This is a genomic window from Acinetobacter sp. 1294596 (assembly GCF_000582925.1).
In the GTDB taxonomy this organism is placed as follows: Bacteria; Pseudomonadota; Gammaproteobacteria; order Pseudomonadales; family Moraxellaceae; genus Acinetobacter; species Acinetobacter radioresistens.
This window is the reverse complement of record NZ_JFCC01000029.1, coordinates 1-24,786: the sequence shown is the minus strand read 5'-3', so window position 1 is coordinate 24,786 and position 24,786 is coordinate 1. Positions and strand designations below refer to the sequence as shown.

The 24,786-nt window shown below is 43.4% G+C and carries 25 protein-coding genes; 22 read left to right on the top strand and 3 right to left on the bottom strand.

What is annotated here, in order from left to right; translation table 11 throughout:
* Position 1: 1 nt before the first annotated feature.
* From J502_RS10775 to J502_RS10750, 6 genes are read left to right on the top strand one after another with little or no spacing between them, the layout of a single operon-like run.
* Positions 2-553, top strand: a complete 552-nt coding sequence (locus J502_RS10775) for a molybdenum cofactor biosynthesis protein MoaE (protein ID WP_005014222.1) — start codon at positions 2-4, stop codon at positions 551-553.
* Positions 554-607: 54 nt separating this feature from the next.
* A complete protein-coding gene (moaCB, locus tag J502_RS10770; protein ID WP_005014224.1) occupies positions 608-1,531 on the top strand; it encodes a bifunctional molybdenum cofactor biosynthesis protein MoaC/MoaB in 924 nt (307 codons plus the stop codon).
* On the top strand, positions 1,528-2,769 hold the full coding sequence (locus J502_RS10765; protein ID WP_005014225.1) for a molybdopterin molybdotransferase MoeA: 1,242 nt from the start codon (positions 1,528-1,530) through the stop codon (positions 2,767-2,769). Before moaCB ends, J502_RS10765 begins: the two co-directional genes overlap by 4 nt.
* 14 nt (positions 2,770-2,783) lie before the next feature.
* Positions 2,784-3,545 (top strand): molybdate ABC transporter substrate-binding protein, encoded by a 762-nt coding sequence (gene modA / locus J502_RS10760; RefSeq protein WP_005014230.1) that lies wholly within the window; start codon positions 2,784-2,786, stop codon positions 3,543-3,545.
* An 8-nt stretch (positions 3,546-3,553) separates the two neighbouring features.
* Positions 3,554-4,237, top strand: a complete 684-nt coding sequence (gene modB / locus J502_RS10755; RefSeq protein ID WP_034684094.1) for a molybdate ABC transporter permease subunit — start codon at positions 3,554-3,556, stop codon at positions 4,235-4,237.
* A gap of 1 nt (position 4,238) precedes the next feature.
* Entirely contained in the window at positions 4,239-4,895 is a 657-nt protein-coding gene (locus J502_RS10750; protein WP_005014233.1) for an ATP-binding cassette domain-containing protein, read from the top strand.
* A gap of 52 nt (positions 4,896-4,947) precedes the next feature.
* Here J502_RS10750 and J502_RS10745 read toward each other — a convergent pair whose 3' ends face one another.
* Together J502_RS10745 and paaZ are read right to left on the bottom strand one after the other, a co-directional pair.
* Positions 4,948-5,808: an MBL fold metallo-hydrolase gene (locus J502_RS10745; RefSeq protein ID WP_005014234.1), complete on the bottom strand. Its 861-nt coding sequence runs from the start codon at positions 5,806-5,808 to the stop codon at positions 4,948-4,950.
* A 223-nt stretch (positions 5,809-6,031) separates the two neighbouring features.
* Positions 6,032-8,146: a phenylacetic acid degradation bifunctional protein PaaZ gene (gene paaZ, locus J502_RS10740; RefSeq protein WP_005014236.1), complete on the bottom strand. Its 2,115-nt coding sequence runs from the start codon at positions 8,144-8,146 to the stop codon at positions 6,032-6,034.
* A gap of 260 nt (positions 8,147-8,406) precedes the next feature.
* Here paaZ and paaA point away from each other — a divergent pair, with 260 nt between their 5' ends.
* The 9 genes from paaA (at position 8,407) to J502_RS10695 (ending at position 15,947) form a co-directional block, all read left to right on the top strand.
* Positions 8,407-9,351, top strand: coding sequence for a 1,2-phenylacetyl-CoA epoxidase subunit PaaA (gene paaA / locus J502_RS10735; protein ID WP_005014240.1), 945 nt, complete (start codon positions 8,407-8,409; stop codon positions 9,349-9,351).
* A 42-nt stretch (positions 9,352-9,393) separates the two neighbouring features.
* Positions 9,394-9,684, top strand: a complete 291-nt coding sequence (gene paaB, locus J502_RS10730; protein ID WP_034671044.1) for a 1,2-phenylacetyl-CoA epoxidase subunit PaaB — start codon at positions 9,394-9,396, stop codon at positions 9,682-9,684.
* A gap of 12 nt (positions 9,685-9,696) precedes the next feature.
* Positions 9,697-10,452: a 1,2-phenylacetyl-CoA epoxidase subunit PaaC gene (gene paaC / locus J502_RS10725; protein WP_005014245.1), complete on the top strand. Its 756-nt coding sequence runs from the start codon at positions 9,697-9,699 to the stop codon at positions 10,450-10,452.
* Positions 10,453-10,476: 24 nt separating this feature from the next.
* Positions 10,477-10,977: a 1,2-phenylacetyl-CoA epoxidase subunit PaaD gene (gene paaD, locus J502_RS10720; protein WP_034684092.1), complete on the top strand. Its 501-nt coding sequence runs from the start codon at positions 10,477-10,479 to the stop codon at positions 10,975-10,977.
* A gap of 35 nt (positions 10,978-11,012) precedes the next feature.
* Positions 11,013-12,068: a 1,2-phenylacetyl-CoA epoxidase subunit PaaE gene (gene paaE, locus J502_RS10715; RefSeq protein WP_005014249.1), complete on the top strand. Its 1,056-nt coding sequence runs from the start codon at positions 11,013-11,015 to the stop codon at positions 12,066-12,068.
* A gap of 45 nt (positions 12,069-12,113) precedes the next feature.
* Positions 12,114-12,905, top strand: coding sequence for a 2-(1,2-epoxy-1,2-dihydrophenyl)acetyl-CoA isomerase PaaG (gene paaG / locus J502_RS10710; RefSeq protein WP_005025922.1), 792 nt, complete (start codon positions 12,114-12,116; stop codon positions 12,903-12,905).
* 98 nt (positions 12,906-13,003) lie between these two features.
* Positions 13,004-14,296: a phenylacetate--CoA ligase PaaK gene (paaK, locus tag J502_RS10705; RefSeq protein ID WP_005014254.1), complete on the top strand. Its 1,293-nt coding sequence runs from the start codon at positions 13,004-13,006 to the stop codon at positions 14,294-14,296.
* A gap of 61 nt (positions 14,297-14,357) precedes the next feature.
* Entirely contained in the window at positions 14,358-15,296 is a 939-nt protein-coding gene (paaX, locus tag J502_RS10700) for a phenylacetic acid degradation operon negative regulatory protein PaaX (RefSeq protein WP_005014257.1), read from the top strand.
* A 36-nt stretch (positions 15,297-15,332) separates the two neighbouring features.
* Positions 15,333-15,947 carry a carbonic anhydrase gene (locus J502_RS10695; protein ID WP_005025919.1) on the top strand — a complete coding sequence of 205 codons (615 nt, stop codon included), beginning with the start codon at positions 15,333-15,335 and terminating at the stop codon, positions 15,945-15,947.
* A gap of 21 nt (positions 15,948-15,968) precedes the next feature.
* Here J502_RS10695 and J502_RS10690 read toward each other — a convergent pair whose 3' ends face one another.
* Positions 15,969-16,850, bottom strand: a complete 882-nt coding sequence (locus tag J502_RS10690; RefSeq protein ID WP_005014261.1) for a LysR family transcriptional regulator — start codon at positions 16,848-16,850, stop codon at positions 15,969-15,971.
* A gap of 164 nt (positions 16,851-17,014) precedes the next feature.
* Between J502_RS10690 and J502_RS10685 the strand changes: the two genes are divergently transcribed.
* The 7 genes from J502_RS10685 to J502_RS10655 all read left to right on the top strand — a co-directional run.
* Positions 17,015-18,532 carry a CoA-acylating methylmalonate-semialdehyde dehydrogenase gene (locus J502_RS10685; RefSeq protein WP_005025916.1) on the top strand — a complete coding sequence of 506 codons (1,518 nt, stop codon included), beginning with the start codon at positions 17,015-17,017 and terminating at the stop codon, positions 18,530-18,532.
* A gap of 15 nt (positions 18,533-18,547) precedes the next feature.
* Positions 18,548-19,438, top strand: a complete 891-nt coding sequence (mmsB, locus tag J502_RS10680; protein ID WP_005025914.1) for a 3-hydroxyisobutyrate dehydrogenase — start codon at positions 18,548-18,550, stop codon at positions 19,436-19,438.
* Positions 19,439-19,515: 77 nt separating this feature from the next.
* Positions 19,516-21,174 carry an AMP-binding protein gene (locus J502_RS10675; protein WP_034684090.1) on the top strand — a complete coding sequence of 553 codons (1,659 nt, stop codon included), beginning with the start codon at positions 19,516-19,518 and terminating at the stop codon, positions 21,172-21,174.
* A 50-nt stretch (positions 21,175-21,224) separates the two neighbouring features.
* Positions 21,225-22,352 carry an acyl-CoA dehydrogenase family protein gene (locus tag J502_RS10670; protein ID WP_005025909.1) on the top strand — a complete coding sequence of 376 codons (1,128 nt, stop codon included), beginning with the start codon at positions 21,225-21,227 and terminating at the stop codon, positions 22,350-22,352.
* A 44-nt stretch (positions 22,353-22,396) separates the two neighbouring features.
* On the top strand, positions 22,397-23,170 hold the full coding sequence (locus tag J502_RS10665) for an enoyl-CoA hydratase (protein ID WP_034684089.1): 774 nt from the start codon (positions 22,397-22,399) through the stop codon (positions 23,168-23,170).
* Positions 23,171-23,182: 12 nt separating this feature from the next.
* The gene (locus J502_RS10660) at positions 23,183-24,208 is read left to right on the top strand and encodes an enoyl-CoA hydratase/isomerase family protein (RefSeq protein WP_034684088.1); all 1,026 of its coding nucleotides are present in this window, start codon (positions 23,183-23,185) and stop codon (positions 24,206-24,208) included.
* A gap of 120 nt (positions 24,209-24,328) precedes the next feature.
* Positions 24,329-24,786 (top strand): MFS transporter (locus J502_RS10655; RefSeq protein WP_034684086.1); only part of this gene is annotated, 458 nt, incomplete at its 3' end.

The window sequence follows — 24,786 nt, the reverse complement described above, 5'->3', positions numbered from 1 at the left end:
AATGGACGAATACAAACGGTTTCCCCGGATTCAGGAGGCTGCTTTAAAGCTGGAAATTTTTGATCTGATCCAGTCTTTTCCTGAATGTGGTGGGATTGGAGTATTTATCGGTACGGTTCGGAATCACCATGAAGGCAAAGCAGTAAAAGCACTAAAATATACTGCCTATACACCCGTTGCAGAAAAAATGATTAGTCAGATTGAACAGGAAATTCAGGTTAAATACGGCGTATCTTATGTACGTGTAATACACCGGATTGGGACACTGGAGATTGGTGAAAAAGCCATTATTGCCATTGCTTATGCAGCACATCGCCGGGAAGCCTTCGCAGCCTGTGAAGAAGCAGTAGAACGGGTCAAACATGAGGTACCGGTCTGGAAAGAAGAGTTCTATATAGATGGCAGTAGCCAATATGTTGAGGGTTGCTGTATCCGTAAAGATGAAACAGACCTTAGTCATGCACATCATCATCCAGAACATTCAGCCGAAAAGCATCAGCATTGCCGTCACACCAAAGAGAACACTCCATTGATTTATCAATGGCCGCTATAAGCTAGAACTGAAAATACGCTTGTTTAAAGAAAGAATGAACCACAGGAATAGGCAATGAAAAATGTCGGGATGAAAGCAGAAAGTTACCGTACTGCAGTGGCCACAGGAATTCTGCATGCTCCGCCACATTGTATTGAATTATTACGCAATGGTAATACTGAAAAAGGTGATGCTCTCAAGACGGCTCGCATTGCAGGAATTCTGGCAGCTAAACGTACCGATGAGCTCATTCCACTATGTCATCCATTACCCATTTACCGGGCTGACGTAGAATATAAACTGTTTGATACGCATGTTGAAATTATTGCGATAGTTGAAACCATAGGCCCAACGGGTGTGGAAATGGAAGCTTTAACGGCAGTCAGTCTGGCCGGTTTAACACTGTATGATATGTTAAAGCCTCATTGTGAACCAGAAGATTTATCACTGGATCAATGCAAGTTACAAAAGAAAAAAGGGGGGAAATCACATTTTACCCGCGTTTTAAAAAACAGCTTGCCTGCTTCTATCATTGTATTGTCAGACACGGTTGCTGCCGGTAAAAAGCCGGATACAGCAGGGCAAAATGTCCTGGAAATATTACAGGAAGCTAATTTCGCAAATATTGCCTATCAGATCATTCCGGACAATCCTGAACAGTTACTGGCACTGGTTGAACAACAGAAAAATGATTATCCACTCATTTTAACGGTAGGCGGAACAGGACTCGGCCCTAAAGATTTAACTGTTGAAACCTTACAGCCTTTATTAAAGCGGGAAATACCCGGCTTGATGGAAGCTTCACGCAATTTTGGTCAGAAACGTACGCCCTATGCTGCTTTAAGTCGTGGTGTCGCTGGTTATATCGAGAATAGTCTGATCATGACTTTACCAGGCAGCCGTCAAGGTGCCAAAGAATCTTTGATTGCAGTTTTACCCGCTTTGATCCATCTGTTTGATGTGCAAAAAAATATTCCACATCAGGGAGGGTATCAATGAATACTATCAGCTCAAGGTGTGGTGCTGAACATGGCCTGATCAGTGTAGATCAGGCATTGGATCGCATTTTGCAACATGTGCAGCCCTTAGATACTGAGAAACTTGAATTACAGAACGCCTTAAATCGCTATCTGGCTGAAAATATCTATTCTTCAATCAATTTACCCTTATTTTCACAAAGTGCAGTCGATGGGTATGCCATCTGTGCCAAAAAAGCGATTGAACCGGAAAGTGAATTCCAGCTCATCGGTGAAATTCGGGCCGGTCAGCAGGTCGAAGTACAACTCCAGGCAGAGCAGGCAGTCCGAATTTTTACTGGGGCCAAAATTCCATCTGGAACTACTACAGTGGCGCGTCAGGAAATAGTTGAGCTAATCAATTCATCCAGAATTAAAATCATCGAAAACCTAAAAGCTAATATTGATATCCGGGATGTAGGCGAAGAAATTGTAGCAGGACAATTATTGGCAAATGAAGGTCAGCAATTGTCTGTCGGAGTAATTGCTTCCTTAAGCATGGCAGGGATCAATACCGTTGAAGTCTTTCAATATCCTAAAGTTGCCATAGTTATTTCAGGAGATGAAGTTGCTGAAAGTGTAGAGGACTTTGCAGCAGGAAAAATTTTTGATGCCAATGGACCCTTGATTAAGGCATGGTTTCAGCAGGCAGGGCAGCAAGTAGAAATCTTTCATATTGCTGATACCAAAGAGGCTGTACAGGCACTCATCCAGAAATTATTGTCAAGTTATGACCTGATTTTAACCACTGGCGGTGTATCGGTGGGAGATTATGATTTTATTCGTCCAGTTGCTTTAGAGTCAGGTTTTGAACAGATTTTCTGGAAAGTAAAACAGAAGCCGGGTAAACCCATATTCTTTGCGTACTTACAGCGTAATGACAAGTCCGCTTGTTATCTGCTAGGGCTACCGGGCAATCCTGCAGCGGTTTATGTAGGTATGCAAGTCTATACTTCCACTTTATTAAACGTTTTACAAGGTCAAAAAAATCAGCCGAGCTGGTTTAATGCGGTACTGAGCCATGATCTAAAAATGGATGCCAGAGAACGTTTTTTAAGAATGTACGCAAGCTTTGATGATTCGGTTTTAACAGTTAAGAGTTTGTCCAGGCAGCAATCACATATGTTGAGTAATTTAATGCAGGCTAATTGTCTGGTACGGGTTCCGGCAGAACGAAACCTGAGTCAAGGCGATATGGTTCAAGGCTTATTTATTCAGTAATAAGGAAAATGCACATGAAAAAAATCCTGTTTTCTTATATGTGCCTGACACTGACATTTTCCTCTACACAGGCCGGTACGGTTAAGATCTATGCAGCGGCCAGCCTAAACAATGCCATGACTGAAATCGCTAAAATTTATCAGGCTCAATATCCACAAACTAAAATTGTCACAGTATTTGGTGGCTCTTCAACTCTGGCTAAACAGATTGAAGCCGGAGCCAGTAGTGATCTATTTTTTTCAGCAGATCAGGAGTGGATGGCTTATCTGGTCAGAAAAAATAAAATTCATGCGGATCAAGTGAGGCCTTTATTGGGTAATCAGCTGGTTATGATTAGCCCCAAATACCTACATATTCCATTCAAGCCGCAGCCGGACTTTAAAATAGCTAAAGTTTTTAATGGATATTTGTGTACAGCACAGATGGAGACTGTTCCCGCAGGCAAATACGCTAAACAGGCCTTGACCAGATTACGCTGGCTGAATGATTTGAAAGGGCGCATTGTAGGTACAGATGATGTACGTTCTACGCTGACCTTTGTAGAACGGGGAGAATGTAAACTGGGAATCGTGTACAAGACAGATGCTTTGATCAGTCAAAAAGTAAAAATCCTAGGAATCTTTCCTGAGCATTTGCATAATCCTGTTATTTATCCGCTTGCCTTGACCAAGGCAGGAAGTAACAGCCCTGAAGCGGTACGATTCCAAAAGTTTATTGTAGAGTCAATACAGTCAAAAACTATATTTCATCACTACGGCTTTTCGCTTAAACCTTAAGGATAATCATGTTCGGACCAGAAGAGCTGAGTGCACTTTATTTATCAGCCAAAGTTGGCCTGTTTGCAACGCTGGTCTGTTTACCGTTTGCTATTGCATTAGCCTGGTACTTGGCTCGTTATGAATTTCGTTTAAAATTTATGGTTGAAGCCTTATTACAGCTCCCGATGGTCTTGCCGCCTGTTGTATTAGGTTATCTGTTACTTATACTATTTGGTCAGCAAGGGCTGATCGGTCAATATCTGCATATTCTTGGACTGGAACTGGCCTTTAACTGGAAAGGTGCCGTGCTGGCTTCAATGGTAGTCGCATTTCCATTAATGGTACAGCCAATCCGCCTGTCTTTTCAGTTAATGAACCGGCAGTTAGAACATATAGCAGGTACACTTGGCGCTACACCTGTTCAGGTCTTTTACAGTATTAGTCTACCTTTGGCCTTACCCGGCATGATCATTGGCAGTATTTTATGTTTTAGCCGGAGTCTCGGAGAGTTTGGCGCGACCATTACTTTTGTAGGCAATATTCCTGGTGAGACCCGTACTGTGCCTATTGCTATATATTCTTTTTTACAGCAGCCCAATGGTGAAGAAATGGCTCTGCGGCTGGGGATGTTATCTCTGGTACTGGCTTTTTCAGCCCTCATCGCCAATTACTTCATTTTACAGAAATACCAGAAAAAACTGGAGGGGTGATATGCTCAAATGCAAATTTCACTATCAACAGCCAGGGTTCAGATTAGATGTAAACCTGACCATGCAACAGCAGGTATTGGGGATTGTGGGAGCATCAGGAAGCGGGAAAACAACATTCTTAAAAAACATTATAGGTTTATTATCTCCGGTAGAAGGCCAGATTGTCTTTAAAGAAACTACTTTGCTCGATACAGTAGAGAATGTGAACCTTCCTACTCATCAGAGACATATTGCTCTGATATTTCAACATGCCTTATTATTTCCCCATATGAATGTATTACAAAATCTGCATTACGCGAAAAAATTCTCAAAAACAGTCCATCAAAAAATTAGCCTTGAACATATAGTTGACTTACTTGAATTAAAAAAATTACTCCAGCGTAAATCTCACCAACTTTCGGGCGGTGAAGCACAGCGGGTATCAATAGGTCGGGCTCTGCTTTCATCTCCAGACTTGCTGCTTCTTGATGAACCTCTAAGCGGCTTAGATCAGCAATTAAAACAGCAGGTTTTACCCTTTCTTAAACAATTGCAAAGCCATATTGAACTCCCAATGATCTATGTTACTCATCATCCGGCAGAACTGGATTTTTTAGAGGCAGATACCATAATGCTACAGCAGTACAAACCGAACTGTTCCATGTTAACCGGCCCATAAGCAGATATTTTTTCAGGTATTTAAAATTATTATAAAATTTACTCGAAGCGAGCTATTTGAAGAAGGACGCAGGTAACTCTGCCGAACGGCCACTCAGGCGTTCAAAATCATGACTATCATGCGAGCAAAATATATCAATTTCATGTGCATGGTGCTGATGAAGCTGGCGTAAACGGGCCTGATTAGAGAGACGCGCTTTACGGTCTTTTTCCAGCATGGTCTGGTAAAAACGCAGGCCAGGGGTACAGCATGGGCTGACGGGATCTATTTCCTTATGATAAAAATAGGCATCAGCAGCATTAAGCAGCCATTTATCTCCAGCCTGAATGGCAATGCCGGCATGACCATGTGTATGACCTGAAAGAGGAACAAATAAAATCTCAGGTGGTAACCCATCCAGATCTCTTACTGAATTAAAACCATACCAGCCTTCTCCTGTATCAGGGTTATATACTTTCCATTTCTCGCGATAAGACCACTGCTGTGGACGAAAACGCTGCCGGTCCAGCCAGGTCTTTTGCGAAAGGGCATAATCCCGTTCTGTTTGCATCATATGAACAGTAGCATGGGGAAAATCATCCAGTCCGCCAGCATGGTCAAAATCCAGATGCGATAAAATGATATGTCTTACATCACGCGGGTCATAGCCTAAACGTTCAATCTGCCGGATTGCTGTCATTTCTTCACGCCACTCTGGACTGACCAGAAAACGGAAAAACCAGCCGAGGCGGGTACGTGGAGAAGCAATGTCACGTAATCCAAAACCAGTATCAACCAGTACCAGACTATCAGCTGTTTCAATCAGCACACAGGTACAGGTCAAACGCCCCCGTAACTTGGCATAGGAAAAGCCATCCATCAAAGCACCCCCTAAAGGACAGGTTGAAATACTGTTCAGGAAATGGACACGCATCAGATCATCTCTTTATCAGCTTATATATTTCACTTCTAGCATGGTATAGAGTGAAGTACAGTATCCTAATTTTATGTTTTGTTATAAGTAAATGATTTAGGTAAACTATGATTATTTTTACTTATTATATCAAATAGTTAGTTTTTTTAGACTTGCTCTATAAATAACTATATTTCAGGATGAAAGTCCTTCAGCAGACTTTTATCCCGAAATTTACCTGTATTTATGCAGCGCGTTCAACCAGCGTCAGAATGTCATAGGTTGCTACCAGTTCATTACGCTGGTTTTTAACCTTGATATCCCAGACAACCACACCATGTGGTTTCTGCTCTGGCTCACGTTGAGGTTTTGGCGTTTTTTGCTTACAGGTTAATTCAACCTGAATAGTGTCACCTATTTTTACCGGCTCAACAAAGCGCAGGTTATCCATACCATAATTGGCAATAACCGGTCCTGGTGCTGCCTCTACAAACAGGCCCGCTGCGGCAGATACAACAAAATACCCATGAGCCACGCGTTCACCAAATAATGAATCTGCCGCGGCAATCTTGTCCATATGGGCATAGAAGTGGTCACCACTTAAGCAGGCAAAATTTACGATATCGGCTTCGGTAACTGTCCGACGTGCTGTAAGCAGACGTTCACCAATTTGAAGCTCGTCAAAGCTTTTCTTAAATGGATGTACGCGATCTTCAAACACTCTTGAACCTGCTGTCCAGCTATGTCCAATCTGTGTCATGACGTCAGGTGAGCCCTGAATGGCTGTACGCTGCATATAATATTTGACTGCTCGCAGGCCTCCGAGCTCTTCTCCACCACCTGCACGGCCTGGCCCACCATGAACCAGATGCGGTAAGGGTGAGCCGTGACCGGTACTCTCTTTTGCATTTTCTGTATCCAGAATATGAATACGACCATGCCACGGCGCAATTTTTGCAATCAGACTTTCAATATTTTGCTCTGTATTGCGAACAATTGAAGCAACGAGACTACCTTCACCACGGGCAACCAGCTCAGTCAGCTCAGTTTGGTTTTGATAAGGCATCAAAGTTACAACTGGACCAAAAGCCTCAATCTCGTGCACATATCTTGCAGTGACCGGATTTGAACAGCATAGTAAGGTAGGCGGATAAAATACACCTTTTTCAGGAGAGTCTGAGTGAAACTGAAAATTTTGATCATTATGTCCACCAAAGATAATCTTTGCTTCCTGGCTCAGCAGTTCGACTTTTTCAGCGACATCATATTTTTGTTTGAGACTGGCAAGCGCACCCATCGTCACATTTTCATGTTCTGGATCACCGACTACAACTTTTTCCAGTCGGGCTAGCAGTTTTTGTTGCACTGTATCCAGCAGGAAAGCCGGCACAAAAGCCCGACGAATGGCAGTACATTTCTGCCCGGCTTTTGACGTCATCTCCCGATAAACCTCACGGACGAACAGTTCAATAGTTTCTTCGCTGGCTCCTTCGGTTAAAATGGCACTGTTTACTGAGTCTGCTTCCATGCTGAACGGAATCGAGTAGCGGTTAAGATGAGGGTGGGCGCGTAATTTCTGTCCGGTTGTTGCAGAGCCAGTGAAGGTTACGATATCTTGTGGACCTAACTGTTCTAGCAGGTCATAAGTTTGACCGCATATTAACTGTAAAGTGCCTTCAGGCAGAAAACCACTGGCATAAATAGCCTGAACCACAGCATGTGTAAGTTCTGCGCCTTCTGTCGCAGGTTTAACAATACAAGGGACACCGGCAAGCAGCGCTGGCGCAATTTTCTCTAGCATCCCCCAAACCGGAAAATTAAAGGCATTAATATGTACGGCAACACCAGTCTTAGGGGTAAGTAGATGCTTTGCCCCGAAGGTGCCCTGTTTGGAAAGTGGAATCCAGTTATCTTCAATCAATACTGTTTCATCACTGAGTTCACGGCGTACCAGACTGGAGTAGGCAAACAGTGTACCTATACCACCTTCAATATCGACCCAGGCATCCTTACGGGTACAGCCGGTTGCTTTCGCCAGTTCATAATAGGCCTCCTTACGTTCCAGCAAATATTGTGCTACCTGCTTGAGCGCATGTGCGCGCTGATGAAAACTCCATGTCGCAATAAGTGAACCTTGAGTTTTGGCATAGTTAACCACTGTCTGCATATCAATACCATAACTGCTGACCTGATAAATAGCTTCACCAGTAATGGCGTGATAGACAGTACGTAAATCCTGCTGGGCAATATATTCCTGTCCACAGACAAGCGAGCTTAAGGTTTTTACCGGTCTTCTTGGATTGCCTGCTTGGGTATGATCATTTTCCGTATAAGGTGTACCTGTTTCCAGTTCGAGCATTACAAACTCCATTTTATGATACTTATTTAAATAAATTTTAATTATCCTGTTATATAATTTGATTTCTAAAAATGAAATTGTCAATTAAAATTGAGTCAAAAGAGAAGTAAAAAAACCAGTTAGATTAAAAATTATATAAAAATCAATTTATTAAAAGCTATAAATAAATTATTTTAAATGATACCTAAAAATTTATATTGATTTAAATTTAGTATCGCTTTAATTTTAAATTATAGCCACTTGGGACAAGTGAGGAAATAATGAAAAATCATGCTGAAGATTTTGAACAAGCCATACAACAAGATATTACCATTGAGCCAAAGAACTGGATGCCAGAAGCGTACCGAAAAACGCTCATTCGCCAGATTGGACAGCATGGCCATTCGGAAATTATAGGTATGCTGCCGGAAGGGAACTGGATTACCCGAGCACCCACCCTGAAACGTAAAGCAGTACTGCTGGCAAAAGTTCAGGATGAAGCAGGTCATGGATTGTATTTATATAGCGCAGCCGAAACACTCGGTGCTGACCGGGACGATATGATGGACAAGCTTATTGCGGGACGCATGAAGTATTCATCTATTTTTAACTATCCAACTTTAAGCTGGGCAGATGTCGCCGCAATTGGCTGGCTGGTCGACGGCGCCGCGATCGTTAATCAGGTAGCCTTGTGCCGTACATCTTACGGGCCATATGCGCGGGCAATGGTACGAATTTGCAAGGAAGAAAGTTTCCATCAGCGGCAGGGATTTGAAGCCATGATGCAGCTTGCAAATGGTACACCTGAACAGAAACAGATGGCACAGGATGCGGTCAACCGTTACTGGTGGCCAGCACTGATGATGTTTGGCCCAAATGATGATAATTCCCCTAACAGTGCACAGAGTATGGCCTGGAAAATTAAACGTTTCAGTAATGACGAGCTGCGCCAGAAATTTGTCGATAACACTGTACCGCAAGTACTACAACTTGGCCTGACTGTACCTGATGAGAAACTGCATTTTAATGAAGAAACTGGCCACTACGAATTTGGCGAGATTAACTGGGAGGAATTTTTTGCTGTGATTGCCGGGAAAGGCCCATGTAACCAGGAACGCATTGATGCCCGCCGTAAAGCATGGGAAGGCGGAAAATGGGTCCGTGAATCTGCTGCTGTATATGCCCAAAAACAGCAGGCACAGCAACAATCTAAAAAGGTTGCTTGAAATCTGGTTTTAGCTATTCAATAAAAACAGGAACAAAACGACATGGAACATAAAAATAACTGGTCATTATATGAAGTCTTCATACGAAGCAAGCAGGGTTTAAGCCACCGTCATGTAGGTAGCCTGCGTGCCCCTGATGCTGAAATTGCCTTGCAAAATGCCCGTGATGTTTATCCCCGCCGTAATGAAGGCATCAGCATTTGGGTGGTGAAGTCAGAACTGATTACTTCTTCGCAGCCAGATGAGAAACCAGAATTTTTCGATCCCTCTCTGGACAAGGTGTACCGCCATCCAACTTTTTACCATATACCAGATGGCATTGAGCATATGTAAGGAAGGTATTGTATGAATCATCCACTTTTAGCACAGTTTCTTTTACATATTGGCGATAGCCAGCTGATTTTATCGCACCGGCTCTCTGAATGGTGTGGTCATGCACCTGACCTGGAAATTGATATTGCCCTAGCCAATATTGGCCTGGACCTGTTGGGTCAGGCACGGACTGCCTTAAGTCTGGCTGGTGAACTGGAAGGGTTAGGCCGTGATGAAGACAAACTGGCTTATTTTCGTACTGAGCGTGAATACCGTAACCTGCTGCTGTGTGAACAGCCAAATGGTGATTTTGCCCAGACAATTGTCCGCCAATGGCTGATGGATCATTATCATGTACTCCTTTTTACGGCTCTAGCGAAAAGCTCTCAAGCCGAGCTGGCAGCTTTCGCAGCAAAATCATTAAAAGAAGTGAAGTATCACCTGCGGTTTTCTACTGCCTGGATGGAACGCTTGAGTCTGGGAACAGATGAGGCACATGAAAAAACCCAGACAGGATTAAATCAGCTATGGCGCTTTAGCGATGAACTATTTGTTTTAAATGCTGATGAACAGATACTGGTTGAACAACAGGTTCTCATGGACCTTGAACCATTAAAAGCTGAATGGCTTGAACAGACGACTGCTGAAATTGAACGTTTTAAGCTGACTCTTCCGGAAACCGGTGCTTACCGTAGTGGTGGCAGACAGGGTCTACATACTGAACATCTGGGTTATGTACTGGCTGAAATGCAGTATTTGCAGCGTTCATATCCAAATATGAACTGGTAAGCAGGGAACACAGGAGTAACGGGTATGGAGCTAATTAAACACTGTCTGGATGAATGCTGGGAAACTCTGCAACAGGTGGCTGATCCTGAAATTCCGGTTCTTTCAGTCGTTGACCTAGGTATGATCCGTGGAGTGGAACTAAATGAAGAAGATCAAATTATCGTTCGTTTAACTCCAACCTATAGCGGCTGTCCGGCTACAGATCTGCTTAAGGCAGAAATTACCCAGGCATTTACTGTTCAGGGTTTGGTTCCGGTACAGGTAGTAGTGGATCTGTCCGAAGTCTGGACTACTGACTGGATGAGTGAAAGCGGTAAACAGAAATTACAGCAATATGGTATTGCTCCGCCACAGGGTGAAGCACATAGCTGTGGTACCCATGTTGCGCTGTCTGATGGAATTAAGTGCCCACGCTGTCATAGCCAGCATACTAAACTGTTAAGTGAATTCAGTTCTACTGCCTGTAAAGCACTGTACCGATGCCAGCAATGCCTGGAACCTTTTGACTATTTTAAATGTATTTAAATAACCGAATGGTCAAAATAAAGAAGGATTTTTATATGAACCAATTTATTCCGCTAAAAATTAAATCAGTCAGCCCACAAACTGAACAGGCGATCTGTATTGCTTTTGAAATTGCACCTGAACAGCAACAGCAATTTCAATATCAGCCAGGTCAGCATCTGACTATCCGGCATATGAGTGAAACCGGTGAAATCCGTCGCTGCTATTCAATCTGTAGCGATACTCAGGAAGACATGAGTATCGCAATCAAAAAGATTGAACAGGGGCAATTTTCAAACTGGGCCAATAACCGCTTAAAAGCCGGTGATGTGCTGGAGGTCATGCCACCCCAAGGTGTTTTTTTTCAGAAGGCTGCAAAAACTGGCGGAAAAAATTATCTGGCATTCGCAGCAGGTAGCGGTATTACACCTATTCTTTCTATTGTTAAATCAGTCTTGTACCAGCAGGAAAATGCAAATCTTACTTTAATTTATGGTAACCGTTCATGGAAACAAACCATGTTTTCAGAACAGATTATGGACTTAAAAGATCGCTTTAAAGAACGTTTTCAGCTTATCAATATCTTTTCACGGGAAATGAACGACAGCCAGCTGCTTAATGGTCATATCGATACTGAAAAACTGCAACAGCTTTATAGTGCCGGTTTGATTAATCAGGACATTGACCACTGTTTTGCCTGTGGACCGCAGGCCATGATGGATGCCGTCGAGCAGACATTACCGCAGTTCGGTATTGAGCACAGTAAAATTCATACCGAGCGTTTTAATACCGGCACCACAAAAGTAACAACGAGAGAAATTGAAGGCCGTAATGAAGAAAAAGTTCAGATTATTCTGGATGGACGTGAGCTGGTGGTAGAGGTTTCCAGACAGGATGACAGTATTCTGGATGCTGCACTGCGCGCCGGAGCCGATTTACCCTATGCTTGCAAGGGCGGAGTCTGTGCCACCTGTAAGTGCAAGATAATAGCAGGTAAGGTTGATATGGCTGTTAATTATAGTCTGGAAGAGGATGAAATCGCTCAAGGTTATGTCCTGAGCTGTCAGGCACGACCGGTAACAGCCAATGTACGCTTAAGTTTCGATGAATAATTAATCTATTTTAAAATAAAAATCAGGTTCAAAGGGAAATACTGAATGGACTACCAGACAATTCTTGTTGAAGAAAAAAATACTGTGGGCTATTTAAAGTTTAATCGTCCAGAGCAGCTCAACAGTTTTAATGAAGTTATGCATAAGGAAGTTGCTCAGGTCCTCAACAAATGGGCTGTGCAGCCCGATATTCGTGCTGTAGTTATTTCAGCACAAGGTCGAGGTTTTTGTGCCGGGCAGGACCTGAATGACCGGGTAGTCGATCCTGATTCAGCAGTACCAGACCTGGGCCTTTCAATTGAAAAATACTATAACCCGCTCATTAAACTGATTACCGAGATGCCAAAACCGGTTATTTGTGCGGTTAATGGTGTTGCGGCTGGAGCAGGGGCCAATATTGCATTGGCTTGTGATCTGGTTCTGGCAGCGAAGTCAGCCTCATTTATCCAGGTTTTCTGCCGTTTGGGGCTGGTTCCAGACTCTGGAGGCACCTGGTTCTTGCCGCGGCTGGTTGGTCGGGCACAAGCCATGGGACTGGCATTACTGGGAGATAAGATCCTGGCTGAGCAGGCATTACAGCTCGGTATGATCTGGCGGGTAGTTGAAGATGAGCAGTTACAGGTTGAAGCTGAGAAAATGGCTGAACATCTGGCCAAGCAACCAACTTATGGATTGGCATTAATTAAAAAAGCAATCCATGCTGCTGCGCATAATACTCTGGATGAGCAGTTACTTCTTGAACGTGACTTACAGCGTCTGGCAGGCCGTTCAGAGGATTACCGTGAAGGTGTACAGGCCTTTATGCAAAAACGTACACCTGAATACAAAGGCTGCTAGAACAGGCAGGGCTACACAATTCTTAAAGAATATGGATGAAAAGAGCATCGTCTTTTCAGAATCATACAGGCAGGATGACTGTACATGGAGTATAGAATATGAATAACAATACGATGGAATATATTGAAACGGTTTCAACCGATGAGCTGCGCAAGGTACAACTGGAACGCATAAAGAAAACTTTGGTGCATGCCTATCAGAATAGTCCGGTTTACCGGAAAAAATTTGATGATGCAGGCGTGCATCCCGAGGACTTTCAGCATCTGGAAGATCTGGCAAAATTTCCTTTTACCACTAAACAGGATCTGCGTGATCATTATCCGTTCGGCATGTTTGCCGTGCCTCAGGAAAAAATTGTAAGGGTACATGCATCCTCAGGTACAACCGGACAGCCAACGGTAGTAGGTTATACGCAAAATGATATTCATACCTGGGCTGATCTGGTTGCCCGCTCGCTAAGAGCTGCTGGCTTAAGTAATCAGGATATTATTCAGGTCTCGTATGGTTATGGGCTATTTACAGGAGGTCTGGGTGCACACTATGGAGTGGAACGTCTGGGAGCAACCGTTATTCCCATGTCGGGCGGACAGACAGAGCGTCAGGCACAACTGATTCATGACTTTAAACCAACTGCATTAATGGTTACGCCGTCTTACTGCCTCAATATTATCGAATGTCTGGAAAAGAAATTTAATACTGCAAAAAATACCTCAATTAAAACTGGAATTTTTGGTGCAGAGCCATGGACTAATGAGATGCGCCGTGAAATTGAAGAACGTCTGAATATTGATGCTCTAGATATCTATGGACTTTCTGAAGTTATGGGTCCCGGCGTAGCAATGGAATGTCTAGAAAGTAAAGATGGCCCCACCATTTGGGAAGACCATTTTTATCCGGAAATTATTGACCCTGAAACTGGTGAAGTATTGCCAGATGGTGAGCTGGGAGAACTGGTATTTACCACAATTACCAAAGAAGGTATGCCGGTTATCCGTTACCGTACCCGGGATTTGACGCGTCTATTACCCGGAACTGTACGACCAATGCGCCGTATGGACAAAATCGTCGGTCGTAGCGATGATATGATGATTATCCGAGGAGTCAATGTTTTTCCATCACAGATTGAAGAGCAGATTCTGCATATCCCGCAGCTCATTCCCAATTACCAGATTCATATCTGTAAACATGGACATTTAGATAGCCTGCACATACGTGCAGAAATGCGTAAAGAAATTAATGATATGATGGCACATCAACTATCCCAGCAGCTTATCAGTCAGATTAAAATAATGGTGGGTATTACGGTGAGTGTAGAGATAGTGACTGAAGGCACCCTCCCGCGTTCAGAAGGTAAGGCTCAACGGGTGTTTGACATACGGCAATCGGCATAAATTGGTCTAGGTGGTTTATCCTGTGATAAATCACTTCGTTTCAAAGGTGAATTTAAACGTGATGAACCCAAAACTCAAACAAGTCATCGATGATTTTATCAGTAATGAGCCTTTGAGCGGCACTTCGCTCATTATGACTGTATTTGGTGACTGTATTTTCCATCGTGGTGGAATCATCAGTCTCGCCAGCCTGATTCAGCTGATGGATGTATTCGGATTCAATGAACGTTCGGTACGTACAGCCGTTTTCCGGCTGGCACAAAACGGCTGGCTGATTTCTGAAAAAATAGGCAGAACCAGTTATTATCGCGTTACAGAAAGCAGTCGCCAGCGCTTTGTGAATGCTGACCAGAAAATTTATAATCTGAGCCATAAAGAATGGGACCAGAAATGGGACCTGGTGCTACTCAGTTCAGTTGAGCTTGAAAACAAGATTATTTTAAAAAAAGAACTGGAATGGCTCGGTTTCGCCAATATTGCTACCAATGTTATGGCATATCCGGGTTGTGATCATCTTAAACTGCAAAGTCTGCTACTTAACCTAAAAATGAGTGATCAGGTGGTTCTTTTCAAGGCGGAGGCTCTGGAACTCTGGCAAGAGTCTTATCCAACTGTAAAACGTATGGTCGAGACTAACTGGCCGGTGCAGGAATTACATCAGCGTTATGAAAAGTTTATTGGTGATTTTAGAGAAGTCCTGAATCTGATTGAAAGTATAGATGACCTGGACCCAATACAAGCCTTCCAGATCCGTATTTTACTGATTCATCAGTACCGCCGTATTTTACTTAAAGATCCAAATCTGCCTTTTGAATTACTGCCTTCTAACTGGCTTTCACTAACTGCCCGCAATCTTAGCAGTAATGTATATCAAATGGTTTTTCATCCGGCAGAAGATTTTTTTCTGGAGCTGGCCAGAACTGCAGAAGGCTCTATGCCACCAGCACATCCACAGTTTTACAAACGTTTTGGCGGTTTAAAACAGGAAGTTACCATATAGCTTTAGGTAAATAGAATAAATTAAAAGGAAGTAAAAATGCCATGTTATGAGATTGATGGAGTTATTCCGGTAGTAAGCCCCGGAGCCTATATTCACCCAACAGCCGTATTGATTGGTGATGTTATCATTGAAGAGGGAGTATATATTGGTCCATTTGCCAGTCTGCGGGCAGATTTTGGCCGTATACATGTTCGGAAAAATGCGAATATTCAGGACTCATGTACTGTGCATGGCTTCCCGGCCAGTATCACTTTAATTGAAGAGTATGGACATATCGGTCATGGCGCCATTTTACATGGCTGTAAAATTCGTAAAAATGTTCTGGTAGGTATGAATAGCGTCATACTGGATGACGCAGAAATTGGTGAAAATACTATTATTGGTGCCAATAGCACGGTCAAGGCAAAAGCAGTCATTCCTGAAAATGTGCTGGCTTTGGGTAGCCCGGCTAAGGTTATTAGAGTATTAGAAGCCCAAGAAATTGAATGGAAGCGAAAAGGAACTGAAGAGTATATACGTTTGGCTGAGCGTAGCCGGCTTACTTTAAAAGAAGTACAACCTCTGGCTCATGAATATTCTGAACGCAAGACCTATCATGACTTTGAGTCAGAGCATGTCATTAAAGCCGCACTGGATAAAGCTCAGATTTAGTCAATATTTTAGTTAAAAAGTTTAATCCATAAGTAGATGCTGGTATTTGTCAGCCTGTGTTCTTAAAAAATCCCATACCAGCTTGATGCGTGGCTCATGCTGTAAATCTACCAGTGTCAGCATCCAGAAAGTATGAATAAAACGGACTTCTTTGTGCAGTACCTGTTCAAGTTCTGGTTGTTCATCTGCCAAGAATTTGGGCAAAATTGCCAGACCTGCTCCGGCACTAACAGCGATTTGCTGAGCTAAAATACTGCTACTCCTGAAGCTGGCACTCAGTTGTAGGGGCAAACGTTCCAGACAGTACAGTTCAGGACTATATATCAGGTCATCGATATAGTTCACAAAACGATGCTGTTTTAAATCTTCAAGCTGATGGATAGGTGAACTGGCCGCCAGATAATCTTTGCTGCCATATATTTTTAAACAGTAATCACTAAGACGGGTAATGATATAAGGCCCGGATTTTGGACGGTCAATCGAAATGACAATATCGGCTTCACGGTGAGAAAGCTTGATCATTTTAGGTACAGGGATTAAATCAATGGTAAGCAGAGGATACTGTTTGGATAATTCTGCCAGTAATTTTGCTAAAAATGCAGTACCAAAGCCTTCTGGTGTGCCAATTCGCACACGACCTTGTAAAGGCTGATGAGGCTTTTCTATCTGTAAAAATGCCTGTTCCATCTGTTCCACTCGCGGAACCAGAGCCAGCCCTTCAAGCGTCAATTCATAACCCGTGGCTTCCCGTTTAAATAACGGCGTCCCTAATGCCAGCTCCAGTGCCTGAATCCGTCTAGATACCGTACTATGTTCTACTCCAATAATACGTGCTGTATTGGTGAGGGTTTTGGCTCGTGCCAATACCAGAAAAAACTGTAGATGATCCCAATCCACTTTCATTTTTATTTTATCCCTTGTGCATATTTGCACAGTAATCGTGCGCGAATTTGTATTGGTAGTCAAAACCTTCTTTGTTAGTCTCAAGTGAAACCGAAAAGATGAAAATACGGCTTTAGGATATTTTCTGATTACAGCACAACAAGAATATCGCCCATGGAGAGGCTATGAACACAATGACAAATATTCAGACCACAACAGCCAAATTATTAATTAATGGGCAGTTTGTAGAATCTACTACTTCAGAATGGCAGGATATTATTAATCCGGCCACACAAGAAGTTGTGGGTCGTGTGCCGATGGCGACGCCAGATGAAGTAGAAGCTGCAATTAATGCTGCACAAGACGCTTTTAAAAGCTGGCGTTTAACCCCGATCCAGGCACGTATGCGTATTATGCTCAAGCTGCAAGATTTAATCCGTGACAACATGAAAGAGATTGCCCATGTGCTGACTACTGAGCAGGGTAAAACCCTGGCAGATGCTGAGGGCGATATTCAGCGTGGTCTGGAAGTAGTCGAACATGCCTGTTCAATTGGCACATTACAAATGGGGGAATATGCCGAAGGGGTAGCACGCGGGGTAGATACTTATACCTTACAACAACCGTTAGGAGTCTGTGCCGGTATTACACCTTTTAACTTTCCAGCCATGATTCCCCTCTGGATGTTCCCGATGGCGATTGTATGTGGTAATACATTTGTTCTCAAGCCATCTGAGCAGGACCCGTTATCTACCATGATGCTGGTTGAACTTGCAGTTCAGGCCGGTATTCCGGCAGGCGTATTAAATGTTGTGCATGGTGGCAAAGACGTAGTCGACCGTTTGTGTACACATCAATATATCAAGGCAGTTTCTTTCGTAGGGTCAACCGCTGTTGGAACTCATGTCTATAACCTTGCAGGTCAGCATGGCAAGCGTGTTCAGTCGATGATGGGTGCGAAAAATCATGTGGCTGTCATGCCCGATGCCAATAAAGAGCAAACTCTTAATGCTTTAGTAGGCGCCGCATTTGGAGCTGCCGGGCAACGTTGTATGGCACTGTCTGTAGCTGTTATGGTAGGTGAAAGTAAGAACTGGATTCATGATCTGGTAGAAAAAGCCAAAATGCTGAGTGTAAATGCCGGTCATGAGCCAAATACAGATATTGGACCCGTGATTTCAAAACGTGCAAAAGCCCGAGTGGTAGAGCTCATTAATAGCGGTGTAGAAGAGGGCGCCGAACTTTTACTAGATGGCCGTGATGTTGAGGTTAAAGGCTACGAAAATGGCAACTTTGTTGGCGCTACGATTTTCAACCATGTCAGCACAGACATGCGTATTTATAAAGAAGAAATCTTTGGGCCTGTGCTTTCGATTATCTGTGTGGATTCTCTTGAAGAAGCAATCGAACTGATCAATGCCAATCCATTTGGTAATGGCGTTGGTTTGTTTACCCAAAGTGGTGCAACAGCACGTACTTTCCAGAACATGATTGATATTGGCCAGGTTGGTATCAATATTCCGATTCCAGTACCAGTACCGTTCTTCAGTTTTACAGGCTCACGTGGCTCAAAACTTGGAGATCTCGGGCCTTATGGGAAACAGGCTGTCCAGTTCTATACACAGACGAAGACCATTACCAGCCGCTGGTTTGAAGATACGCAGGAAGCAGGCGAAGTAAACACAACCATCAGCTTACGCTAATTCAGGAGTTCAAGGATGAATATTGCTTTTATTGGTCTGGGAAATATGGGCGGGAAAATGGCCCAGAATCTCCTCAAAGCAGGTTTAAATGTCTACGGTTTTGATTTAAGTGAAACTGCAGTTACCTACTTTACAGAGGCTGGAGGGATTGCTTGTGACAGCCCTCAGGCCGCGGCGCGAACGGCAGATGTCGTTATTACCATGTTACCTGCGGCAAAGCATGTAAAGGATGTATATCTGGGGGAAAATGGCGTTTTGGCAGTACTTAAGGCGGGTAGTTTATGTATCGACAGTAGCACTATTGACCCACAAACAATTAAAGATATTGCAGCAAGTGCAGCAGAAAGAGAGATTACTATCTGTGATGCACCAGTTTCTGGTGGAACCATAGGTGCACAGGCAGGAACATTGACCTTTATGGTCGGCACAGATGAGGCTACTTTTATACGGGTTAAAACGGTGTTAACTCCGATGGGCAAAAACATGGTGCACTGTGGTGATGTAGGTGCAGGACAAATTGCTAAAATCTGTAATAACCTGATTTTAGGCATATCTATGGCCGCCGTCGCTGAAGGTATGGCACTTGGAGTCAAGCTAGGGATTGATCCACAGGCACTTGCTGGTGTTATTAACAGCTCAAGTGGCCGCTGCTGGAGCTCTGAGGTCTGCAACCCTTGGCCAGATATCTGTGAAAATGCGCCAGCTTCCAAAGGCTATAAGGATGGTTTTGCCACACAATTAATGCTGAAAGATCTTGGTCTGGCGGTTGAAGCAGCGGGGCAGGTCAAACAGCCCGTAGTATTGGGTGGACTGGTACAGCAGCTTTATCAACAGCTATGCATGCAGGGTAATGCCAACCTCGATTTTTCAAGTATTATTCAGCAGTATCTTCCAAAACAAGCATAATCATTTAGCCAGTGGATGGCATAAAATCAAAACACCCGTGTCATGAATAACAATAAAACCAGACTGAGGTAACAATCATGTTGGATTATCACGATGCAGTAAAAGAATTTGATTTAAATACGGTGGTAAGAAATCTGTTAGCAGGGTCACCAGAACAACTTAATGCATGCCATGAATGTTGTGATCGCCATGCTGATGTAGATAGCGACCAGATTGCGTTGTACTGGCAGGGCAAGGATGGGGGAAAGGAACAGTATACGTTTGGCCAGTTAAAGCAATGGTCAAGTCAGTTTGCTAATTTTTTAAAATCTCAAGGGGTAAAGCCCGGTGACCGGGTATCCGGTTTATTACCCCGAACGCCTGAATTACTGGCAACCATTTTAGGCGCTTGGCGTATTGGCGCAGTATATCAGCCCCTGTTTACGGCTTTTGGACCTAAAGCTATAGAACATCGCTTACAGCTGGCAAAAAGCAAACTGGTCATTACCGATATTGGCAACCGCAGTAAGCTCGAAGAAGTCGAACAGTGTCCGAAAATTGTGACCGTGGCAGACCGGGAGGGCAATGTACCACAGGGTGATCTAAACTTCTGGAATATGGTTAATGCGCAATCTGACCAATGTGAAATGGTTATGCAAACCGTTCAGGACCCGTTCTTGCTCATGTTTACTTCCGGCACAACTGGTCCTGCAAAACCACTGGAAGTACCATTGAAAGCCTTAATCGCTTTTGGCAACTATATGAAGGATGCTATTGGACTGAAAACTGAAGATGCCTTCTGGAATATTGCCGATCCGGGCTGGGCGTATGGTTTGTACTATGGAATAACCGGACCATTACTTTTAGGTCATGCCACCTTGTTTTATGAAGGGGGCTTCAGTATCGAAAGTTTATGCCAGATTGTAAATGATTATCAAATTACCAATTTGGCAGGCGCACCTACCGCTTACCGTATGATGATGGCTGCTGACCCTGCACAGATGGGCCAGCTTAAAGGAAAGTTTCGTGTGGTTAGCAGTGCAGGTGAACCCTTAAATCCAGAAGTATTTCGCTGGTTCAGACAGGTTCTGGATGCACCAATTTTTGACCATTATGGCCAGACCGAGGTAGGTATGGTGGTATGTAACCACCATGGACTAAATCATGAGATCCGTGCAGGTGCAGCCGGCTTCGCAAGCCCGGGTTACCGTATTGCTGTCGTAGATGAGCAGGGAAATGAACTTCCTGCAGGTACTCCAGGTATTTTGGCAGTAGACATTAACCAGTCTCCCATGATGTGGTTTGGTGGTTATAAAGAGAGCCGTAAAACTCCTTTCGTAAAGCATTATTACCTTACAGGTGACACTGCCGAACTCCATGAAAATGGCAGTATGAGTTTTGTAGGCAGAAGTGATGATGTCATTACAACTTCGGGTTACCGTATTGGACCTTTCGATGTAGAAAGTGCACTTCTCGAGCATGATGCCGTAATTGAAGCAGCTGTGGTTGGAGTACCTGACCCGGAGCGCACTGAAATTGTAAAAGCTTTTGTCGTTCTGGCAGAAGGCAGAGCTCCCTCAGATGAGCTGTCAGAGCAGCTTGGACAATTTGTAAAAAAACGTCTATCCGCCCATGCTTACCCAAGACAGGTTGAATTCGTGACCGAACTCCCTAAAACGCCAAGCGGAAAGATACAGCGCTTTTTACTACGTAATCAGGAAATCGCAAAACAGCAGGCAAACAGCAAGGCTGTCTGATGAGGCAATACCTCATTCATAAAGAGGATAACTTACTCAAGGATCATGAGATGCAATTTACGGAAGAACAGTTATTAATTCAGGATATGGCAAGAAGTTTTGCGCAGGAACAAATCAAGCCCAAAGCAGCCGAGTGGGATAAACATAGTACTTTTCCTAAAGAAGTCTTATCGCAAATGGGCAAGCTGGGTCTTATGGGTATGCTTATTCCAGAGCAGTGGGGTGGTTCAGACACCGGGAATCTGGCCTATGTGTTGGCCCTTGAAGAAATTGCGGCTGCAGATGGTGCGACCTCGACCATTATGAGTGTCCATAATTCTGTTGGTTGTGTACCTATAGCTAAATTTGGCACAGCCGAGCAAAAACAGAAATATCTGATGCCATTGGCTCAAGGTGAGATGATTGGCGCATTTGCACTGACTGAACCTCATACCGGTTCAGATGCAGCTGCTATCAGAACCCGTGCGGTAAAAAATGGAGATGACTGGATTATTAATGGTGCCAAGCAGTTCATTACTTCTGGAAATAATGCAGGAGTTATTATTGTGTTTGCCATAACTGATCCGGAAGCAGGTAAAAAAGGAATCAGTGCATTTATTGTGCCTCGTGAAACACAAGGCTATGAAGTCGTTCGTACCGAGGAAAAGCTTGGCTTACATGCTTCAGATACCTGCCAGATTGCCTTAACTGATGTACGTGTACCTAATACTTTAATGTTGGGACAACAAGGCGAAGGGCTGAAAATTGCACTTTCCAATCTGGAGGGTGGCCGTATTGGAATTGCCGCACAAGCTGTTGGACTGGCACGTGCTGCAATTGAAGAAGCGACCCGTTATGCTAAAGAACGCATTACCTTTGGCCAGCCTATTTTTGAACATCAGGCTATTGCATTTCGTTTAGCCAGTATGGCGACAGAAATTGAAGCAGCCCGTCAACTGGTTCATCATGCAGCCCGTCTTAAAGAAGCAGGTAAACCCTGTCTGAATGAAGCGTCTATGGCGAAATTATTTTCTTCGGAAATGGCAGAGCGGGTATGTTCGTCAGCTTTACAAATTTTTGGCGGCTATGGCTATTTAAAAGACTTTCCTATTGAGCGGATTTATCGTGATGCTCGTATTTGTCAGATCTATGAAGGTACAAGCGATATTCAGCGTCTGGTGATTGCGCGTAGCCTATAAGGTTCTAACAGTTTGGAAGGATTATAAAAATATAAGGATGAAGTATGCAGTTTGAAACAATCTTACTAGAAAAACGTAACGGGGTAGGTCTCATTACCTTGAACCGGCCTAAGGCCTTGAATGCATTAAATTCCGAGTTGATCAGTGAAATAAACCTGGCACTTGATGATCTGGAAAAAGATCAGGAAATTGGCTGCATGGTTTTGGCAGGTTCAGAAAAAGCTTTTGCTGCGGGCGCAGATATCAAGGAAATGGCTGAGCTTACCTTTCCCGGAATTTATCTTGATGATTTTTTCAACCTTGCCGACCGAATTGCACAGCGCCGTAAACCTTTAATTGCAGCAGTAAGCGGTTATGCGTTAGGGGGCGGCTGTGAATTAGCATTAATGTGCGATTTTATTTACTGTGCAGATAATGCCAAGTTTGGCTTGCCAGAATTAACTTTAGGTGTGATACCGGGTATAGGGGGCACACAACGCCTGACACTTGCAGTAGGTAAAGCCAAAGCAATGGAAATGTGCCTGACCGCACGCCAGATGGAGGCTGTTGAAGCAGAGCAGTGCGGTCTGGTTGCCCGCATTTTCAGTAAAGAGCAACTGCTAGAACAGACCATGCAGGCAGCTGAAAAAATTGCATCCAAATCTTTAACTGCAAGCATGATGATTAAAGAGTCGATTAATCGTGCCTTTGAAGTAAATCTAGCTGAAGGTTTACGCTTTGAACGCCGTGCTTTTCATTCTGTATTTGCAACGCTAGATCAGAAAGAGGGTATGCAGGCATTTATTGAAAAGCGCCAAGCTCACTTTAAAAATCAATAGGAGAATTATGAGATGGATATGGAAAAGCATTTAATCATTGAACAGCAGGGCGTTCTGGGAATAATCAGTCTAAACCGTGTCGCAAATCTTAATGCACTTTCAATTGAGATGATTCATCAGATTCATATGCAATTTGAGACATGGCAACAGGATCATTCTATTCAGGCTATATTGATTAAATCAAACAGTCAAAAAGCTTTTTGCGCAGGTGGCGATATTCGTTATCTATATGATAATTATAAAAACCAAACTGAAGCGCATAAAGCATATTTTAGTGCTGAATACGACATGCTTAACAGGATTCGTGATTATCAGAAACCGGTTATAGTCATACTGGATGGCTATGTGCTGGGTGGAGGTTTCGGTCTGGCACAGGCCTGTCATATTATTGTGAGTAGTGAAAAGTCCCGTTTTGCCATGCCGGAAACAGCAATCGGCTTTTTCCCTGATGTTGCAGCAACACACTTTCTATCTCGTCTTGATGATATCGGCGTCTATATGGCGATTACCGGCGAGCAAATCAGCAGTAGTGATGCACTTTATCTTGATCTGATTGACTACCATGTGCCTGGAGAAAAACTTCAGGCTTTACAGAATGAGCTGGCTCATTCATCCAGTTTAAATAAAGAAAAAATACAACAGATGGTTAGAAAGTATATTACCCGTCCTGCTGAGAGTGATCTAAGTTCACGGTCTGAAAATATTCGAAAACATTTTGGTTTTAAAAATTTGCAGGATATCGAACAGAGTCTGGAAAATGAACAAGACGAGCAGTACAAGGCATGGACAAATAAAATACTGATTACCTTGCAGCAGCGTTCCCTGATTGCGAAACAGACCAGCCTGAAACTACAGCACTTAGGACGAAGTTTGTCATTACAACAATGCATGCAGATTGAGCGTGATTTACAAGATATCTGGTTTGAACATGGTGATTTTATTGAAGGTGTCCGTGCACTTATTGTTGATAAAGACAAACAGCCGCAATGGAAAAAGGAGAATCCAGAACTTGAACAAATTCTAGAGCGACTCGGCTGAGTCATTCATACATAAGTTAATACATTCAAGGAGACTAGAGAGAAACTGAAAATACTTATGGTCAGGGCTGATTATACGTATAAAAACTCAAAACAAGAAAATCTAAAAAGGAATATGACAATGCAAACAATACATGGAAACGGTTCGCATTCTAAAAAGTCTTCTCACCGCCTGGCAGGCATTTCAAGTATGGTAGGGACGACTATTGAATGGTATGACTTTTTTATTTATGGTGCTGCTGCTGCACTCATTTTTAATAAACTATTTTTTCCAAACCTTGATCCGCTCACCGGTGTACTCGCAGCTTTTGCAACCTACGCTGTCGGATTTATTGGTCGACCATTAGGCGGTATTGTATTTGGCCATTTTGGTGACAAGGTTGGCCGAAAATCCATGTTATTAGTGACTTTAATGTTAATGGGTATCCCGACAGTCATAATCGGACTGTTACCTACATTTGAGTCGATTGGTTACTGGGCTACGGTTTGTCTGATTATTTTAAGATTTATTCAGGGTATGGCGATGGGCGGCGAATGGGGCGGGGCAGTTCTCATGGCTGTTGAACATGCTCCAGAAGG

What these genes read in the sequence shown, in the direction of transcription:
- J502_RS10775 (WP_005014222.1), top strand. Translation starts at nt 2, where the DNA reads ATGGACGAATACAAACGGTTTCCCCGGATTCAGGAGGCTGCTTTAAAG.
- moaCB (WP_005014224.1), top strand. Translation starts at nt 608, where the DNA reads ATGAAAAATGTCGGGATGAAAGCAGAAAGTTACCGTACTGCAGTGGCC.
- J502_RS10765 (WP_005014225.1), top strand. Translation starts at nt 1,528, where the DNA reads ATGAATACTATCAGCTCAAGGTGTGGTGCTGAACATGGCCTGATCAGT.
- modA (WP_005014230.1), top strand. Translation starts at nt 2,784, where the DNA reads ATGAAAAAAATCCTGTTTTCTTATATGTGCCTGACACTGACATTTTCC.
- modB (WP_034684094.1), top strand. Translation starts at nt 3,554, where the DNA reads ATGTTCGGACCAGAAGAGCTGAGTGCACTTTATTTATCAGCCAAAGTT.
- J502_RS10750 (WP_005014233.1), top strand. Translation starts at nt 4,239, where the DNA reads ATGCTCAAATGCAAATTTCACTATCAACAGCCAGGGTTCAGATTAGAT.
- J502_RS10745 (WP_005014234.1), bottom strand. Translation starts at nt 5,808, where the DNA reads ATGCGTGTCCATTTCCTGAACAGTATTTCAACCTGTCCTTTAGGGGGT.
- paaZ (WP_005014236.1), bottom strand. Translation starts at nt 8,146, where the DNA reads ATGCTCGAACTGGAAACAGGTACACCTTATACGGAAAATGATCATACC.
- paaA (WP_005014240.1), top strand. Translation starts at nt 8,407, where the DNA reads ATGAAAAATCATGCTGAAGATTTTGAACAAGCCATACAACAAGATATT.
- paaB (WP_034671044.1), top strand. Translation starts at nt 9,394, where the DNA reads ATGGAACATAAAAATAACTGGTCATTATATGAAGTCTTCATACGAAGC.
- paaC (WP_005014245.1), top strand. Translation starts at nt 9,697, where the DNA reads ATGAATCATCCACTTTTAGCACAGTTTCTTTTACATATTGGCGATAGC.
- paaD (WP_034684092.1), top strand. Translation starts at nt 10,477, where the DNA reads ATGGAGCTAATTAAACACTGTCTGGATGAATGCTGGGAAACTCTGCAA.
- paaE (WP_005014249.1), top strand. Translation starts at nt 11,013, where the DNA reads ATGAACCAATTTATTCCGCTAAAAATTAAATCAGTCAGCCCACAAACT.
- paaG (WP_005025922.1), top strand. Translation starts at nt 12,114, where the DNA reads ATGGACTACCAGACAATTCTTGTTGAAGAAAAAAATACTGTGGGCTAT.
- paaK (WP_005014254.1), top strand. Translation starts at nt 13,004, where the DNA reads ATGAATAACAATACGATGGAATATATTGAAACGGTTTCAACCGATGAG.
- paaX (WP_005014257.1), top strand. Translation starts at nt 14,358, where the DNA reads ATGAACCCAAAACTCAAACAAGTCATCGATGATTTTATCAGTAATGAG.
- J502_RS10695 (WP_005025919.1), top strand. Translation starts at nt 15,333, where the DNA reads ATGCCATGTTATGAGATTGATGGAGTTATTCCGGTAGTAAGCCCCGGA.
- J502_RS10690 (WP_005014261.1), bottom strand. Translation starts at nt 16,850, where the DNA reads ATGAAAGTGGATTGGGATCATCTACAGTTTTTTCTGGTATTGGCACGA.
- J502_RS10685 (WP_005025916.1), top strand. Translation starts at nt 17,015, where the DNA reads ATGAACACAATGACAAATATTCAGACCACAACAGCCAAATTATTAATT.
- mmsB (WP_005025914.1), top strand. Translation starts at nt 18,548, where the DNA reads ATGAATATTGCTTTTATTGGTCTGGGAAATATGGGCGGGAAAATGGCC.
- J502_RS10675 (WP_034684090.1), top strand. Translation starts at nt 19,516, where the DNA reads ATGTTGGATTATCACGATGCAGTAAAAGAATTTGATTTAAATACGGTG.
- J502_RS10670 (WP_005025909.1), top strand. Translation starts at nt 21,225, where the DNA reads ATGCAATTTACGGAAGAACAGTTATTAATTCAGGATATGGCAAGAAGT.
- J502_RS10665 (WP_034684089.1), top strand. Translation starts at nt 22,397, where the DNA reads ATGCAGTTTGAAACAATCTTACTAGAAAAACGTAACGGGGTAGGTCTC.
- J502_RS10660 (WP_034684088.1), top strand. Translation starts at nt 23,183, where the DNA reads ATGGATATGGAAAAGCATTTAATCATTGAACAGCAGGGCGTTCTGGGA.